This is a genomic window from Sphingopyxis sp. OPL5, assembly GCF_003797775.2.
Lineage (GTDB): Bacteria > Pseudomonadota > Alphaproteobacteria > Sphingomonadales > Sphingomonadaceae > Sphingopyxis.
In genome coordinates this window covers 928,705-942,241 of record NZ_CP060725.1, presented here as the reverse complement: position 1 = coordinate 942,241, position 13,537 = coordinate 928,705, and the positions used below count along the sequence as shown (strand labels likewise).

The 13,537-nt window shown below is 66.8% G+C and carries 18 protein-coding genes; 8 read left to right on the top strand and 10 right to left on the bottom strand.

The window, feature by feature from the left end; translation table 11 throughout:
• Positions 1-11: 11 nt before the first annotated feature.
• From EEB18_RS04605 to EEB18_RS04575, 7 genes are all read right to left on the bottom strand, one after another.
• The gene (locus EEB18_RS04605) at positions 12-1,079 is read right to left on the bottom strand and encodes a potassium channel family protein (RefSeq protein ID WP_187142251.1); all 1,068 of its coding nucleotides are present in this window, start codon (positions 1,077-1,079) and stop codon (positions 12-14) included.
• Positions 1,076-2,152, bottom strand: coding sequence for a M23 family metallopeptidase (locus EEB18_RS04600; protein ID WP_187142252.1), 1,077 nt, complete (start codon positions 2,150-2,152; stop codon positions 1,076-1,078). The genes EEB18_RS04605 and EEB18_RS04600 overlap by 4 nt, the downstream gene beginning before the upstream one ends.
• An 84-nt stretch (positions 2,153-2,236) precedes the next feature.
• Positions 2,237-2,824 carry an SOS response-associated peptidase gene (locus EEB18_RS04595; RefSeq protein WP_187142253.1) on the bottom strand — a complete coding sequence of 196 codons (588 nt, stop codon included), beginning with the start codon at positions 2,822-2,824 and terminating at the stop codon, positions 2,237-2,239.
• A 136-nt stretch (positions 2,825-2,960) separates the two neighbouring features.
• Entirely contained in the window at positions 2,961-3,722 is a 762-nt protein-coding gene (gene surE / locus EEB18_RS04590; protein ID WP_187142254.1) for a 5'/3'-nucleotidase SurE, read from the bottom strand.
• A gap of 101 nt (positions 3,723-3,823) precedes the next feature.
• Positions 3,824-5,104 carry a serine--tRNA ligase gene (gene serS, locus EEB18_RS04585; protein WP_187142255.1) on the bottom strand — a complete coding sequence of 427 codons (1,281 nt, stop codon included), beginning with the start codon at positions 5,102-5,104 and terminating at the stop codon, positions 3,824-3,826.
• A 42-nt stretch (positions 5,105-5,146) separates the two neighbouring features.
• Positions 5,147-5,608 (bottom strand): SRPBCC family protein, encoded by a 462-nt coding sequence (locus EEB18_RS04580; protein WP_187142256.1) that lies wholly within the window; start codon positions 5,606-5,608, stop codon positions 5,147-5,149.
• Entirely contained in the window at positions 5,605-5,949 is a 345-nt protein-coding gene (locus tag EEB18_RS04575) for an ArsR/SmtB family transcription factor (protein ID WP_187142257.1), read from the bottom strand. Before EEB18_RS04575 ends, EEB18_RS04580 begins: the two co-directional genes overlap by 4 nt.
• A 29-nt stretch (positions 5,950-5,978) precedes the next feature.
• Here EEB18_RS04575 and EEB18_RS22660 point away from each other — a divergent pair, with 29 nt between their 5' ends.
• Positions 5,979-7,010 carry a hypothetical protein gene (locus EEB18_RS22660; RefSeq protein WP_262408122.1) on the top strand — a complete coding sequence of 344 codons (1,032 nt, stop codon included), beginning with the start codon at positions 5,979-5,981 and terminating at the stop codon, positions 7,008-7,010.
• Here the strand turns inward: EEB18_RS22660 and EEB18_RS22655 are convergent.
• The gene (locus tag EEB18_RS22655; RefSeq protein WP_262408121.1) at positions 6,949-7,275 is read right to left on the bottom strand and encodes a hypothetical protein; all 327 of its coding nucleotides are present in this window, start codon (positions 7,273-7,275) and stop codon (positions 6,949-6,951) included. The two genes, EEB18_RS22660 and EEB18_RS22655, sit on opposite strands and share 62 nt — an antisense overlap.
• A 445-nt stretch (positions 7,276-7,720) precedes the next feature.
• Here EEB18_RS22655 and dksA point away from each other — a divergent pair, with 445 nt between their 5' ends.
• Entirely contained in the window at positions 7,721-8,182 is a 462-nt protein-coding gene (dksA, locus tag EEB18_RS04565; protein ID WP_056349089.1) for an RNA polymerase-binding protein DksA, read from the top strand.
• Between the two features lie 126 nt (positions 8,183-8,308).
• Positions 8,309-8,692, top strand: coding sequence for a PilZ domain-containing protein (locus EEB18_RS04560; RefSeq protein ID WP_235535698.1), 384 nt, complete (start codon positions 8,309-8,311; stop codon positions 8,690-8,692).
• 57 nt (positions 8,693-8,749) lie between these two features.
• Here EEB18_RS04560 and EEB18_RS04555 read toward each other — a convergent pair whose 3' ends face one another.
• The gene (locus EEB18_RS04555) at positions 8,750-8,908 is read right to left on the bottom strand and encodes a YdcH family protein (RefSeq protein ID WP_082545256.1); all 159 of its coding nucleotides are present in this window, start codon (positions 8,906-8,908) and stop codon (positions 8,750-8,752) included.
• A 141-nt stretch (positions 8,909-9,049) separates the two neighbouring features.
• Here EEB18_RS04555 and EEB18_RS04550 point away from each other — a divergent pair, with 141 nt between their 5' ends.
• Positions 9,050-9,247 carry a YdcH family protein gene (locus EEB18_RS04550; protein ID WP_056349099.1) on the top strand — a complete coding sequence of 66 codons (198 nt, stop codon included), beginning with the start codon at positions 9,050-9,052 and terminating at the stop codon, positions 9,245-9,247.
• 94 nt (positions 9,248-9,341) lie between these two features.
• Positions 9,342-9,824, top strand: a complete 483-nt coding sequence (locus EEB18_RS04545) for a DUF1465 family protein (RefSeq protein ID WP_262408120.1) — start codon at positions 9,342-9,344, stop codon at positions 9,822-9,824.
• Between the two features lie 182 nt (positions 9,825-10,006).
• Here the strand turns inward: EEB18_RS04545 and EEB18_RS04540 are convergent, their stop codons facing one another.
• Positions 10,007-11,089, bottom strand: coding sequence for a DUF2332 domain-containing protein (locus EEB18_RS04540; protein ID WP_187142323.1), 1,083 nt, complete (start codon positions 11,087-11,089; stop codon positions 10,007-10,009).
• Positions 11,090-11,128: 39 nt separating this feature from the next.
• Between EEB18_RS04540 and hisG the strand changes: the two genes are divergently transcribed.
• Genes hisG through nusB form a run of 3 tightly spaced genes read left to right on the top strand, consistent with a single transcriptional unit; the run spans position 11,129 to position 13,524 of the window.
• A complete protein-coding gene (hisG, locus tag EEB18_RS04535) occupies positions 11,129-11,785 on the top strand; it encodes an ATP phosphoribosyltransferase (protein WP_056349105.1) in 657 nt (218 codons plus the stop codon).
• On the top strand, positions 11,772-13,064 hold the full coding sequence (hisD, locus tag EEB18_RS04530; RefSeq protein WP_187142322.1) for a histidinol dehydrogenase: 1,293 nt from the start codon (positions 11,772-11,774) through the stop codon (positions 13,062-13,064). The genes hisG and hisD overlap by 14 nt, the downstream gene beginning before the upstream one ends.
• 7 nt (positions 13,065-13,071) lie before the next feature.
• Entirely contained in the window at positions 13,072-13,524 is a 453-nt protein-coding gene (nusB, locus tag EEB18_RS04525; RefSeq protein WP_056349111.1) for a transcription antitermination factor NusB, read from the top strand.
• Positions 13,525-13,537 lie beyond the last annotated feature (13 nt).

The window sequence follows — 13,537 nt, the reverse complement described above, 5'->3', positions numbered from 1 at the left end:
CCCCAGGCAGCCTAACCGCCGGGAACGCTTGCCTCGCATTCTTCGCAGCGGATGACCTCGACGACCATGTCGCCGGCCTCGAGGCGCTGCGCCTCGGTTTCCCAGAAACCATAGGGCTTGCCGCCGCGATAGATGCGCAAGCCGCGTCCCGCGCTTGCCAACTGGTCGATGCTGCGGCCGATTTCTTCGGCGCTGACCGCCCGTTCGCGGAGCTGAACGCGCCCGCCGATGCTGGCGAGGTCGGCCATATAGTCGGCGACATGCGCGCCCTGCGCCGATCCGGCGAGCAGCAGGCCGGTGAAGCTGACCGGGTTGATAACATTGTTCGCGCCTGCCTGGCGTGCGAGCAGTTCATTGTCCTGCGCGCGGATGACCACGCTGATCGGCACCTGGGGCGACAGGTGGCGGACGGTGAGGACCATCAGGATCGACGTGTCGTCGCGTCCGGCGGACACCAGCACCGCCTGCGCGCGCGCGATCTGGACGTCGATCAGCGTGTCGTCGTTCGACGCATCGCCCTGCAGCACGTTGCAGCCCATCGCTTCGGCCTGCTCGATCCGCGTCCCCGACTGGTCGATGACGACGATGCAGCCGGGGTCGGTGCCGCGCGCGATCAGTTCCTTGACCGCTTCGCTGCCGCTGACGCCGAAGCCCAGGACGACGATATGGTTGGTGAGCTTTGCCTGGATGCGGGCCATACGCCATTTTTCCCATGTGCGCTTGAGGACGAAATTATAGGCGGTGCCGACGAAGATGAAGAGCACCATGATACGGATCGGGGTGACGATGACCGCTTCGATCAGGCGTGAGCGGTCGGAGACGGGGGCGATGTCGCCGAAGCCGGTCGTCGTCACCGATATCATCGTGAAATAGACCACGTCGAGGAAGCTGATATGGCCGTCGTGGCTGTCCTTCAGCCCCGCGCGATCGATCCAGTGGACGAGCACGACGATGCCGATCAGGAAGAAGGCGACGCTGAGCCGCGCGATGACGTCGGCCCAGATCGGCCATTTGCTCGCGCGCTTCAGCGGGCGGAAGATATGCTGCATCTGGAACTTGTCGGAGGATTTTTTGCTCATCGTACGGGCAGTTGCTTGAGCGGATCGACGGGGATGCGGTTCTTGCGGAGCTGGAAGTGGAGCTGCGGGGTCTGGACCTGACCCGTCGCGCCGGCGAGGCCGATGACGTCGCCGGCCTTGACCGACTGGCCGCGCCGGACGTCGAGTTGCTGGGCATGGCCATAGGCGCTGACCCAGCCGCCGCCATGATCGATCAGGATCAGCCCGCCATAGACCGCGATCTGGTCGCCGGCATAGGAGACGACGCCGTTGGCGACAGCATGGATCGGGGTGCCGGCGGGGGTCGCGATATTGATGCCCTGATTGACCTTGCCTGGCGCGAGCGGACCGAATTTGGCGATGACCTTGCCGGGCACCGGCCAGACGAAGCGACCGGTGAAGGCGGCGGGGGTAGCGATGGCGGCGGTGACCGGCTTGCGCGGGGCGGCGCTGGCGGCGGCGGGAGCCTTGTTGGCGGCGAGCGCGGGCTGGCTGCCGGTCGCGATATCGTCGATGTCGAGGCTGAACGCTGCGGCGCGGGTCGCGACATCGACCTGTTTGGGGGTGAGTGGTCGGGCATTGGCGGGCAGGCGCAGCCGCTGGCCGACGCGCAATATATAGGGTTCGGCGAGCGCGTTGATCGTGACGATCTCGCCCCAGTCGGCGCCATAGGCGTGTGCGATGCCGATGCCGGTCTCGCCCGCCGCGACGCGGTGATAGAGGCCGGCGGGGATGCGCAGGCGCTGGCCGGGGACGAGTGTGTAGGGCGGCGCGAGGTCGTTCTCCATCGCGATCGCTTCGGAACCGGCGTGGGTCATCTCGCCGATCGCGCGTAGCGTGTCGCCGGGACGGACGGTGTAGAGGCTGGCGGGAACCTCGCGGGCTTTGGCCGCGACGGGTTGGAGAACCCAGGTCGGCTTGCTGTCACCGCCCGATACATCGTCATAGCCGAGCGGGTTGTCCGCGAGCGAAGGCGGCGCGGGCGTGGCGACCACCGGCGGCGCGGGTCGTTGAGGCGGTGCCGACGCGGGGATGCAGGCGGCGAGCGGCGCCGCGAGCAGCGGTATAGCAAATATGCGATGGTGGTCCCCCATGGGACTTCTTTGCCAAAGCCTTGGCGGATTGACCAGCGGCGAGATGATCTCGAGATCCTCCCCATGGCTTTGCCATGGGGAGGATTATTGGGGCGGTGTATCCGACACCGTCATCGCCTGGCCGGGGAAGGGCGTGACGAGGGCGCGGGCGTCCTTCCAGTCGGCGGTCAGCCAGCGTTCCTGCGCTTCGGCAGGCAGGATCAGCGGCATCGCGCCGCTGTGATGGTGCGCGACCAGCCGGTTGGGGTCGGTCGTCAGCATCGCGAAGGTGGGGATTTCGTCGGCGAAGCGGATGATGCCCGCGATGGCGAAGATCGGCTGGTCCGCAACCGCGAACCAGTGCTGGCGCCGCGCGCCGTCCGGTCCCGACCATAAGGCAAAACTGGTCGCGGGGATCAGGCAGCGGAATTCGGTGTGGCGCAGCGTGCCGACCCAGAAGGGGCTGTCGAGGTTGCGCGCGCTGGTGATCGGGTCGGTGCCGCTCGGTGGTGGCGGTACGCCCCAGAACATCGGCCGGACGCGGCGTATACGCGACTTCGCGTCGCGGACCACGACCGGCGCGGGACGGCCGGGGGCGACATAGTCGCCCACCCATGGGTCCTTGCCCGCCTGTGCGCCGAAACAGGCCGCGATGTCGGCGGCGGAGGCGTCGAGGCGGTAGAGGCGGGTCATGCCCTTACCCAATGCCCATGAGTTCCGTTCGTGTCGAGCGAAGTCGAGGCACGCGAAGTCGTGCGCTACCTATGGGTGTCTCGACTTCGCTCGACACGAACGGGAATTGAGGGTGGTTTGTACCCTCGAAGCGATTTCAGCCGTAGGCCGCCCGCAATGCCGCCAGCGACGCATCGTGGGTCAGGTCGAGCTGGAGCGGGGTGACCGCGATATAGCCGTCGTCGATCGCTTCCAGATCGCTGTCGTGGCCGAGGCTGTGCTCGATACCGTGCAGCCCGAACCAGTAATAGCGATAGCCGCGCGGGTCGGTGCCTTCGACGATCGAGCCGCGGCCATAGTCGTGGAAGCCCTGGCGGGTGACGCGGATGCCCTTGACCGCGTCGGCGGGCAGGGCCGGGAAGTTGATGTTGATCATCGTGCGCGGCGCCATGTCCATGGCCAGCAGCGGGCGCAGCACCTTGGCGCCCCAGGCTTCGGCGGCGCCGAAGGGGACGGTGTCGCCCATGCCCTCTTTGGCGTAAACCTGGCTGAGCGCGATCGAGCGGATGCCCGCGAGCGCGCCTTCGATCGCCGCCGAGACCGTGCCCGAATAGGTCACATCGTCGCCGAGATTGGCGCCGCGGTTGACCCCCGAGAGGATGAGGTCGGGCTTTTCGGGCATCAGCTTGCCGATCGCCATCATCACCGAATCGGTCGGCGTGCCGGTGCACGACCAGCGGCGTTCGGCGTGCTGGCGGACGCGCACCGGGCGCGAGAGGGTGAGCGAATGGCCGGCGCCCGATTGTTCCTCGGCGGGGGCGCAGACCCAGATATCGTCGCTGAGCTGGCGGGCGATCGCTTCGAGAACCGCGAAACCGGGGGCGTGATAGCCGTCGTCGTTGGTGAGGAGGATGCGCACGGTTCTTCTTTCTGTTCTTTCGTCATGCCGGGCTTGACCCGGCACCCGCCTTTTCGCCTTCAAGAAGGCGGGCCCCGGGTCAAGCCCGGGGTGACGATGATTTAGCTTGCCGGTTCCAGCGTCGTGATCCCGCCCATGTAGGGAAGCAGCGCCTCCGGTATTGTGACACTGCCGTCGGCCTGCTGGTAATTTTCGAGGATCGCGACGAGCGTGCGGCCGACCGCTAGGCCCGAGCCGTTGAGCGTGTGGACAAACTCATTGCCCTTCGCGCCCTCGCGGCGGAAGCGGGTGTTCATGCGCCGCGCCTGGAAATCGCCGCAGTTCGAACAGCTCGAAATCTCGCGATAGGCGTTCTGGCCGGGCAGCCAGACCTCGAGGTCATAGGTCTTGCGCGCGGCGAAGCCCATGTCGCCGGCGCAGAGCAGCATTTTGCGATAGGGCAGGCCGAGCCCTTCGAGGATCAGTTCGGCGGCGCGCGTCTTGCGTTCGAGTTCAGCGTCCGAATCCTCGGGACGGACGATCGAGACCAGCTCGACCTTCCAGAACTGGTGCTGGCGGATATAGCCGCGCGTGTCGCGGCCCGCCGATCCGGCTTCGGAACGGAAACAGGGGGTGAGCGCGGTCATGCGGATCGGGAGCTGCTCTTCGGGCAGAATCTCTTCGCGTACCGCGTTGGTCAGGCTCATTTCCGACGTCGAGATCAGCCAGCGGCCGTCGGTGGTCTGAAACAGATCCTCGCGGAATTTGGGAAGCTGGGTCGTGCCGAACGCCGCCTCGTCGCGGACCATCAGCGGGGTCGCGCATTCGGTGTAGCCCTGCTCGATCGTCTGGCGGTCGATCATATACTGGCCGAGCGCGCGTTCGAGGCGCGCCATCTGGCCGCGCAGGAAGGCAAAGCGGGCGCCCGACATCTTGGCCGCCGTCTCGAAATCGAGTCCGAGCGCGGGCGCGAAATCGGCGTGTTCCTGTGGCGCGAAGTCGAAGCTGCGCGGGGTGCCCCAGCGCGAGATTTCGACATTGCCGTCCTCGTCTTCGCCCTCGGGCACGTCGGCGGCGGGCAGGTTGGGGAGGGCGGCGAGCCTGTCCTGCAGCGCCGCGAGTTGATCGCGCTCGGCGGTTTCCTGCGCCGGGAGCGCGGTTTTGAGGTCCGCGACCTCGGCCTTCAGAACCTCGGCGCGGTCCTTGTCGCCCTGCGCCATCGCCTGGCCGATCAGCTTCGACGCTTCGTTGCGCCGTGCGAGCGCGCCTTGCATGTCGGTCTGCAGCGCGCGCAGCGATGCGTCCATCGCCAGGATTTCGGCGGACAGGGGTTCGAGACCACGGCGCGCGAGGCCGGCGTCGAACGCTTGCGGGTTGTCCCGGATCAGGCGGATATCGTGCATGGCCGCGCTATGACGGCGCGGCGCTAGTGGTGCAAGTCCGGTTTAGCGGTCGATAAGCGCCGCAAGCTGGCCGATCGCGGTACCCCAGCCCTCCTGAAAGCCCATCTCGTCATGCTTGGCGCTGTCCTCGGGGTTCTTGTGGAGGACGCGCGCCGCGTAGAGCGTGCCGCCGTCCTGCGCCTCGAAGGTCAGGATCGCGGTGATCGCGAGCCAGGGTTCGGCGGGTTGCCAGCCTTCGGTGAGGACGGTGGTGAAGACGAGCCTTTTCTCGGGCACCGCCTCCAGGAAGCAGCCGTCGACATGCGGTTGAAACGCGCCGTCACCCTCGCGCATCCGGGTAACGAAACCGCCGCCGGGGCGCAGGTCGAGCGTGTCGACGCGGCATTCGATCGGTGCGGGAATCCACCATGCAGCGAGCTTGGCGGGGTCGCTCCAGGCGTCCCACACCGCCGACGGCGGTGCCTTGATCAGGCGCGAAATGGTCAGTTCGGTTTCGTTGCTCATGGGTTCTTCTCCTGGGGGATTTGCGATTCGACGAAGGCGGCGAGGCGGTCGGTGCGGCCCTGCCAGATGGCGCGCTGCTGCGAGAGCCAGCTTTCGGCTGCCGCGAGGCGGTCCTCGTTGATGTGGCAGGTCCGCACGCGGCCCTGTTTCTCGGACCGGATCAGTCCCGAGGTTTCGAGCACCGTCAGATGCTTGAGGAAGGCGGGAAGGCCCATCGCGAAGGGTTCGGCCAGCCGCTTCACGGGCGCTGCGCCTTTGAGCAGGCGGCTGATCACCGCGCGGCGCGTCGGGTCGGCGAGGGCGTGGAAGACCGAGTCGAGGGGTGTTTGTTGGTTTACCATCTAGTGAACCATATGAAACAGTTTTCCATATGGCAAACTGTTTCTGCGGCGCCAAGAAAAAGGGCCACCCTTGCGGGCGGCCCTTGAAATGGTGGTCCGGATCGGACCTCCAGTGGATGGCTTATGCGGCGTCCTGTTCCTGGCCGTTGCTGTTCGCGGCGCGGCGGCGCGCGACGAGCGCGGCGGCGGCGGCGCCGAAGAGCAGGAGCATCGGCGGGGCCGGAACGGGGGTCGGGGTGCCCGACGAACCGCTGCTGGTACCGCCCGAGCTCGACGACGAGGAGGAACTCGACGACGAACTGCTGCTCGACGAGGAGGATGAGGAACTGCTGCCGGTCGAACCGAAGCTGCTGCTGCCGCCGGTCGCGCCCGACGAGGTGGCCCCCGACGACGTGCTGCTGCTCGAGGACGAAGACGAAGAAGAGCTCGACGAGGACGAGCTGCTGCCGCCCGAACCACCCGAGCTGCCGTGCGACGAACCGCCCCAGCCCGAACTGCCGTGCGACGAGCCGCCTTTCGACGAATTGCCATGCGACGAACCGCCGTGCGAGCTGCCGCCATGCGACGAGCCGCCCTTCGACGAGTTGCCGCCGCCCGACGACGAGGAACTCGACGACGAAGAGGAGGAGGACGAGCTCGACGACGAACTGCTGCTCGACGAGGAGGTCGAGACGTTGCCAGACGACGTGCTGACATTGCCCGACGAGGTCGAGACGCTGCCGGTCGAGGTCGAGACGCTGCCGGTCGAAGTCGACACGCTGCCCGTCGAGGTGCTCACACCGCCGGTCGAGGTTGAGACATCGACATTGCCGGTGGAGGTCGAGACGCTGCCGGTCGAGGTCGAAACGCCCGACGAGGTGCTCGACGAGGTGCTGACGCCGCCGGTCGTCGTCGAGGTGACGACGATGCTGCCGCTGCTGCCGCCGCCGCTCGATCCGCCGAAGAAACCGCCAAAGAAGCCGCCGCCGAAGCCACCGCCAAAGCCGCCGCCGACCACGGTCACACCGCCGCCACCGCCGCCGCCGCCTTCCCAGCCGCCGCGCTGCGGGAAGGGCGCATAGGGGATCGGGGGCAGGGGATCGTCTGGGTGACGACCTGGGTCTGCGGAGTTACGGTGCGGATAACGCGCTTCGTCGTGACGACGCGGCGCACGCGCTTGACCGGCTTCTTCGCCGCATGGCGCTTGCGCACGACGGGTTTGCCGGCGCAGGGCGAACAGGACTTGGTCGTTTGCGCCCGTGCCGCCGGCACGTCGCTGATCTGCATCGCGCCGGTACCGATGATCGCACCGCCGCAGGTGCAGGCGCAGAGCTTTGCGAGGGCCATTCGGACAGACATAGGTTTCTCTCTCTTTTCCCGTTGCTTGGTGGGAAGGTGCCACACCCCGACACCCGCTTGCACCTGTTCTGGTGCCAAAAGGCCAAAGCTTTGTGAACGCCGCAATTGCGTTAACCGCGTTTGACTGTCCGACAGCGGGAAAAGGAGGGCGGAATCAACTCCCGTTGCACCCACTGTCCCAAAACGGAACGGAAATTTGGACGATTCCCCGGCTGTGGTTAACCCGAGTGCCAAAAACAGGCGTTTGGCGACCGCGATGGCGACCGACGAGAATCGCATCGGCGGTGACGGCGGTTCAGCCTTGCTTCACCCCGCAAACGCCATCCACCGCTTCGACGCTTGTATCGCATCCAACGGCTGGTTATAGGCGCGCGCACTCCCCCGGTCCGCCATGCCCGGCGGTCCGCGAGACGAAAGGACGCAAGAGCCCGTCATGCCGACACAGACCGCCGACATTGGCGCCGACGCGCTCCGCGAAGCCAAATCCAACCTCGATACGGACTATGTCCCCCGCGACGACGAGCCGTTCATGAACGAACGGCAGCAGGATTATTTCCGCGGCCTTCTGGTCGCCTGGAAAAGGTCGATCCTGTCCGAATCCGAATCGACGCTTGCCCAGCTTCAGGACGGTCCGCTGCGCGAACCCGACCTGGCCGACCGCGCGTCGAGCGAAACCGACTGGGCGATCGAACTGCGAACCCGCGACCGCCAGCGCAAGCTCATCTCGAAGATCGACTCGGCGATCCGCCGCCTCGACGAGGGCGAATATGGCTATTGCGCGGTGACCGGCGAGCCGATCTCGCTTGCGCGGCTCCAGGCACGCCCGATCGCGACGATGACGCTCGAGGCGCAGGAACGCCACGAGCGCAACGAGCGGATCTCGCGCGAGGACTGATCGAAGACCGGCAGCGCCTGCCCCAGAGTGGGACGGACCGGCGAAATTTACGTTTCCGCAAGGGCTGCGCCCTAGATTCGCTATCCTGACTTTTAACGCGGGGAACGGGTCGCAATGGAATCGCGCGTGCCGACATCGATAGACGAAGAAGTGGCGGCGCTGTCGCGCAGCGCCGATCGGGACAGCCTGTTCATGCAGGCGAGGGTGGCGATGGCCGGAAAACCCGAACCGATTCTTGTCCGCGTTCGCAATCTGTCGGCGGGCGGCATGCTCGCCGAAAGCCCGATTTCGGTCGTGCAGGGTGCGGTGGTCGAGATCGAACTGCGCAATGTCGGACATGTGCCCGGGCGCATCGTATGGACCGGCGACAAGAAATTCGGGATCGCCTTCGACCGCGCGGTCAATCCGCAGGCGGTGCGCCGCGACGTGGCGCCGCAAAAGGAGGATGTGCCGCCGACGCTGGCCGGCCTTCGTTTGAATAAGGGCCGACCGCCGATCCGTCCGCGCTGACCCGTTCCGCGTTCGGAAGGCGCAGCGGGCGATCAGCGGCCGAACCTGGCGCGATCGTTAGCCGTTCGCGAACAGCTCTTCCTTGATTTTCAGCTTCTGCTTTTTCATCTGCGCCAGCAGGCCCACATCGGGGGCCGGTCGCCGTTCTTCATTCGCAATTTTCGCATCGAGGTCCGCGTGACGGGACTTCAGGGCGGAAAGGTGCGACATGTTCATCGGCCAGTCTCCTTCATTTTTCGACTCGGTTGGCAGGACCGAATAAAACATGGATCACAGAGTTTGTCGCGCCGTTAACGCGGCGATTCGGTCAGCCGGTCCCCGTTGCGGATAGATTGTGATCGTGGCAGGAAGCGGCGCGTGAACCCCGACGAGATCAGCCAGCGCCTCGAACTTCTTCGTATCGAGCATCGTGACCTCGATGCGGCGATCGCCGCGCTCGGCGTGACGGTGGTTCCCGACCAGCTGCAACTGGCTCGACTCAAAAAGAAAAAGCTGCGGCTGCGCGACGAGATCGCGTGGTGCGAGGACCAGTTGATCCCCGACATCATCGCCTGACCCGCGGCGTCATCCGACTCAAAATGGGACGGGCTTTCGAAATATTGGTTAGCGCCGTTGCAGGCATGGCGCCGGCCGTGGCATTTCCCGCCGCATGAACAGGGGCGTTTCAGAATTGGCGACGATCGGCCTGCCGGTGCGGCGTGCCCAGGTCGAAAATCTCTATGTCGAGGCGATGGTGCTGGCCGACGAAGCGCACACCGCCTTCGCCGCCGCGCGTGACCTGGGGGTGGTCGGCGTCGGGGGCACGCGTGACAGCCTGCTTCAGATCGGGCTTGCCTGCGAATCGCTCAAGACGACAACACGGCTGATGCACATCATCGCCTGGCTGCTCCATCGCCGCGCGATGATCGGCGGCGATCCCGGAGCCGGGCCGAACGACAGCGCGGCGCGCATCGGCGAACCCGTCGTCGCCGACTGGGATATCTGCGTCCGGTTCGACGACCCCGTCCGCCGGATCATCGCCGCGAGCGAGCGCCTGTTCGAACGCATTGCGGCGATCGAGGCCGGATGGGACGCGCCGGTCGCCGCGCCGCCGGTGCAGGCGATGCTGGCGCGGCTGGAGGCGCGGCTTTGAGCTTTGGCTGATTGGCGGCGGCTTTGGGGTGGGGAGTGGACGTCGCCTCATTTTCCGTCGTCATCCCGGACTTGATCCGGGATCCCGCTTTTTAAGGCATCAGCAGGCTTCAGCCTCAAGCGGGACCCCGGATCAAGTCCGGGGTGACGAAACAAGAAAGGCCGACTCTCGCTTGTTAACAGTCAGCCGGCCAGCCACTCGATCCATGCGCCATGGGCGTGCGCGCGGCCGAGCATCTTCGGTGCGCCATCGCCCGGCCAGTGGCGCACCACCAGTTCGTGATGGTGCACGGTGCGGTTCGCTTCGAGCGCGATCCAGGCGAGCGGGCGGTCCGCGGTGGCGCGGGCGCCGGCGGCCTCCATCGCCGCGGTGACGCGCGCCTGCTGATCGGCGGGGACATATTGCCAGACGATCGAATGCATCAGGACGCGCGTCGTGCCCGCGGCCTGCGGTTTCGCGAGTTCGGCCTCGACAAAATCGGCGGCATTGCTGTGGACGATGTCGGGTTTCTGCGCGGTCGCGGCGGCGATCGCGGCCTCCATGCGTGCGAAGCGGATATGATGCTCGGGCCAGATATAGGCTTTCAGACGCAGCGCCTGCGCCGGGTCGCTGAGGTCGACGGGGGCGACGTCGCACCCCTTGGTGCCCGCGATCTCGATCTTGTGCTGTGGCGGATGGCGCCCACGCCATTCGGGGGTGAAGGCCATCGCGCCGGGCAAAGGCCCGACCTGCACGCCCGCGAGATCATAATGATAGCGCGCGAGCATCAGGTTGATCCCGGCGCTCGACCCGATTTCGAGGCACTGGAAATGCGGCGGCAGGCCTTGTTCGGCCAGCCAGAGCATCGCGGCGATGAAGTTTGACGAGCGCCCCGCCTCGTTGGTCTGCGGCGGGCCGTCGAGCCAGGGGAGGAGCGCCGCCTCGTGCCGCTGCACCGTGCCCGCGATGATCGCGGCGTCGTTGATCCCTTCGGCATCGGCATAGATGGGGGCGAGTTCGTGCGCGATCCCCGCGAGGTGCAGCGCATGCAGCCCGCCCGCGGCGCGCAGGGGCAGGGCATCGGCGAGCGGCGGACCCTGCCATTCGGCGATCCGCCGCGCGAATCCGCTCGCGGGCGCGCCGAGCAGGGTCGCGATCGCGGCGACGATGCGCGCGGTCACCGGCGCGTCGTTGGCCCGGCAATAAAGCACCTGGTTGGCGAAGGCGCCGCGTACCGCGTCGGCGCCGGTGTCGCCGAGTTCCATCGGCTGGAGTCGCTCGCTCATTGCCCTTTCTCCCGGGCCCGCTTATGGGCTGGCGCGCTTATGCCCGAACCCATCATCTTTGCCATCCCGAAAGGGCGGATTCTCGACGAGGCGTTGCCGTTGCTGGCCAAGGTCGGCATCGAACCGGCTGCGGACTTCTTCGATCCGAAGAGCCGCGCGCTGGTGTTCGCGACCAACCAGCCGCATGTCTCGCTGATCCGGGTGCGCGCCTTCGATGTCGCGACTTTCGTCGCGCATGGCGCGGCGCAGCTCGGTATCGTCGGCTCGGACGTGATCGACGAGTTCGATTACAGCGAGCTTTACGCGCCGGTCGACCTGGGCATCGGCCATTGCCGCCTGTCGCTTGCCGGGCCGGCGGACAGCGCGCCGCCGGGACTGGGGTCGAGCCATATCCGCGTCGCGACCAAATATCCCGCGACGACGCGCCGCTGGTTCGCCGCGCAGGGCATCCAGGCCGAATGCATCAAGCTGAACGGTGCGATGGAGATCGCGCCGAAGCTGGGGCTCGCGTCGCACATCGTCGATCTGGTTTCGACCGGACGAACTTTGGTCGAGAACGCGCTCGCCGAGCAGACGATCATCAGCGAGGTGTCGGCGCGGCTGATCGTCAACCGCGCCGCGTTCAAGCTGCGCTCGGCCGAGGTGCCGGCGCTGGTCGAACGGTTCCGTCAGGCGGTGGGCGATGCGGCGGCTTGATGCCTCCGAACCCGGTTTCGCGGCCGCGTTCGATGCGCTCGTCAACGATCGGCGCGAAAGCGATTCCGACGTGTCGGCCGACGTCGCGGCGATCATCGCGCGGGTGAAGGCCGAGGGCGATTCCGCGCTCGCCGATTATACCGCGAAGTTCGACCGCTTCGATCTCGACGCGAGCGGGTGGAGCATTTCGAAGGAAGAATGCGCAGCGGCTTACGACGCGCTCGCACCCGAACTGCGCGATGCGTTGAATCTCGCGGCCGACCGCATCCGCGCCTATCATGCTGCGCAGTTGCCCGAGGATCGCGACTATCGCGACGCGGCGGGAGCGCGGCTCGGCGCGCGCTGGAACGCGGTCGACGCGGCGGGGGTCTATGTTCCCGGCGGACGCGCGGCCTATCCCTCGTCGGTGCTGATGAACATCATTCCCGCCAAGGTCGCCGGGGTCGGGCGGATCGTGATGATGACCCCTACCCCGGGCGGCGAGGTCAATCCGGTGGTGATGGCCGCGGCGCATATCGGCGGGGTCGACGAAATCTGGCGGATCGGCGGCGCGCAGGCGGTCGCGGCGCTCGCCTATGGCACCGACAGGATCGCGCCGGTCGATGTCGTCACCGGCCCCGGCAACGCCTGGGTCGCCGAGGCGAAGCGGCAGGTCTACGGGGTCGTCGGCATCGATATGGTCGCGGGGCCGAGCGAGATCGTCGTCGTCGCCGACAATCGGAATGCACCGCATGTGATCGCCGCCGATCTGCTCAGCCAGGCCGAACATGATCCGACGAGCCAGTCGATCCTGTTCACCGACGATGCCGCGTTCGGCGAGGCGGTGGCGGCGGCGGTCGCCGAGGTCATTCCGACGCTGGCAACCGCGCGCACGATGGAAGCGAGCTGGGCCGACAATGGCGCGGTGATTGTCGTGTCGACCCTCGCCGAGGCGATCCCGCTCTGCGATCGACTGGCGCCCGAACATCTCGAACTCGCGGTCGATGCCGATGTTGCCGATGCGCTGTTCGCCAAGGTCCGCCACGCGGGGTCGGTCTTCCTCGGTCGTCATACCCCCGAAGCGATCGGCGATTATGTCGCGGGTCCCAACCACGTCCTGCCGACCGGACGCCGCGCGCGTTTCTCGAGCGGGCTGTCGGTCGGCGACTTCATGAAGCGCACCAGCTTCCTCGCGCTGGACGAATCGGCGCTGGCTGCTATTGGCCCCGCTGCCGTTGCGCTCGCGGGCGCCGAGGGGCTGCCCGCCCACGCGCTCAGCGTCCAGAACAGATTGAATTGACCTCGCTATGAACAAACGCGCCCAATCCCGCTCCGCCGCCCGGCTCGCCGCCGTCCAGGCGCTGTACCAGCACGAGATGGAGGCGACCCCGGTCGCCCGGCTGATCCATGAATTCCATCAGCACCGGATCGGCGCGACGATCGAGGATGCCGAATATGCCGACGCCGACCTCGCCTTCTTCGACGATGTGGTGAAGGGCGCGCTGGCGCGGCTCCCCGAAATCGACGCGGCGATCGTCGCGCGGCTGGCGAGCGGCTGGTCGATGGAGCGGCTCGACCGCACGATGAAGGCGATCCTGCGCGCCGGCACCTATGAACTGTTCGCGCGCGGCGATGTGCCGGTCGGCGCGGTGGTCAGCGAATATGTCGACGTCGCGAAGGCGTTTTTCGATGCGCGCGAGGCCGGGTTCGCCAACGGGCTACTCGATGCGATCGGCAAGGATGCGCGCAAGCCTTCCTAAAAATTCCCGTTCG

Coding starts and splice junctions, on each gene's coding strand:
- EEB18_RS04595 (WP_187142253.1), bottom strand. CDS start 2,824: ATGACCCGCCTCTACCGCCTCGACGCCTCCGCCGCCGACATCGCGGCC.
- EEB18_RS04600 (WP_187142252.1), bottom strand. CDS start 2,152: ATGGGGGACCACCATCGCATATTTGCTATACCGCTGCTCGCGGCGCCG.
- EEB18_RS04575 (WP_187142257.1), bottom strand. CDS start 5,949: ATGGTAAACCAACAAACACCCCTCGACTCGGTCTTCCACGCCCTCGCC.
- hisG (WP_056349105.1), top strand. CDS start 11,129: ATGCCCGAACCCATCATCTTTGCCATCCCGAAAGGGCGGATTCTCGAC.
- hisD (WP_187142322.1), top strand. CDS start 11,772: ATGCGGCGGCTTGATGCCTCCGAACCCGGTTTCGCGGCCGCGTTCGAT.
- dksA (WP_056349089.1), top strand. CDS start 7,721: ATGCCGACACAGACCGCCGACATTGGCGCCGACGCGCTCCGCGAAGCC.
- EEB18_RS04540 (WP_187142323.1), bottom strand. CDS start 11,089: ATGAGCGAGCGACTCCAGCCGATGGAACTCGGCGACACCGGCGCCGAC.
- EEB18_RS04580 (WP_187142256.1), bottom strand. CDS start 5,608: ATGAGCAACGAAACCGAACTGACCATTTCGCGCCTGATCAAGGCACCG.
- EEB18_RS04605 (WP_187142251.1), bottom strand. CDS start 1,079: ATGAGCAAAAAATCCTCCGACAAGTTCCAGATGCAGCATATCTTCCGC.
- EEB18_RS22660 (WP_262408122.1), top strand. CDS start 5,979: ATGGCAAACTGTTTCTGCGGCGCCAAGAAAAAGGGCCACCCTTGCGGG.
- EEB18_RS04545 (WP_262408120.1), top strand. CDS start 9,342: ATGAACAGGGGCGTTTCAGAATTGGCGACGATCGGCCTGCCGGTGCGG.
- EEB18_RS22655 (WP_262408121.1), bottom strand. CDS start 7,275: ATGGCCCTCGCAAAGCTCTGCGCCTGCACCTGCGGCGGTGCGATCATC.
- nusB (WP_056349111.1), top strand. CDS start 13,072: ATGAACAAACGCGCCCAATCCCGCTCCGCCGCCCGGCTCGCCGCCGTC.
- EEB18_RS04555 (WP_082545256.1), bottom strand. CDS start 8,908: ATGAACATGTCGCACCTTTCCGCCCTGAAGTCCCGTCACGCGGACCTC.
- serS (WP_187142255.1), bottom strand. CDS start 5,104: ATGCACGATATCCGCCTGATCCGGGACAACCCGCAAGCGTTCGACGCC.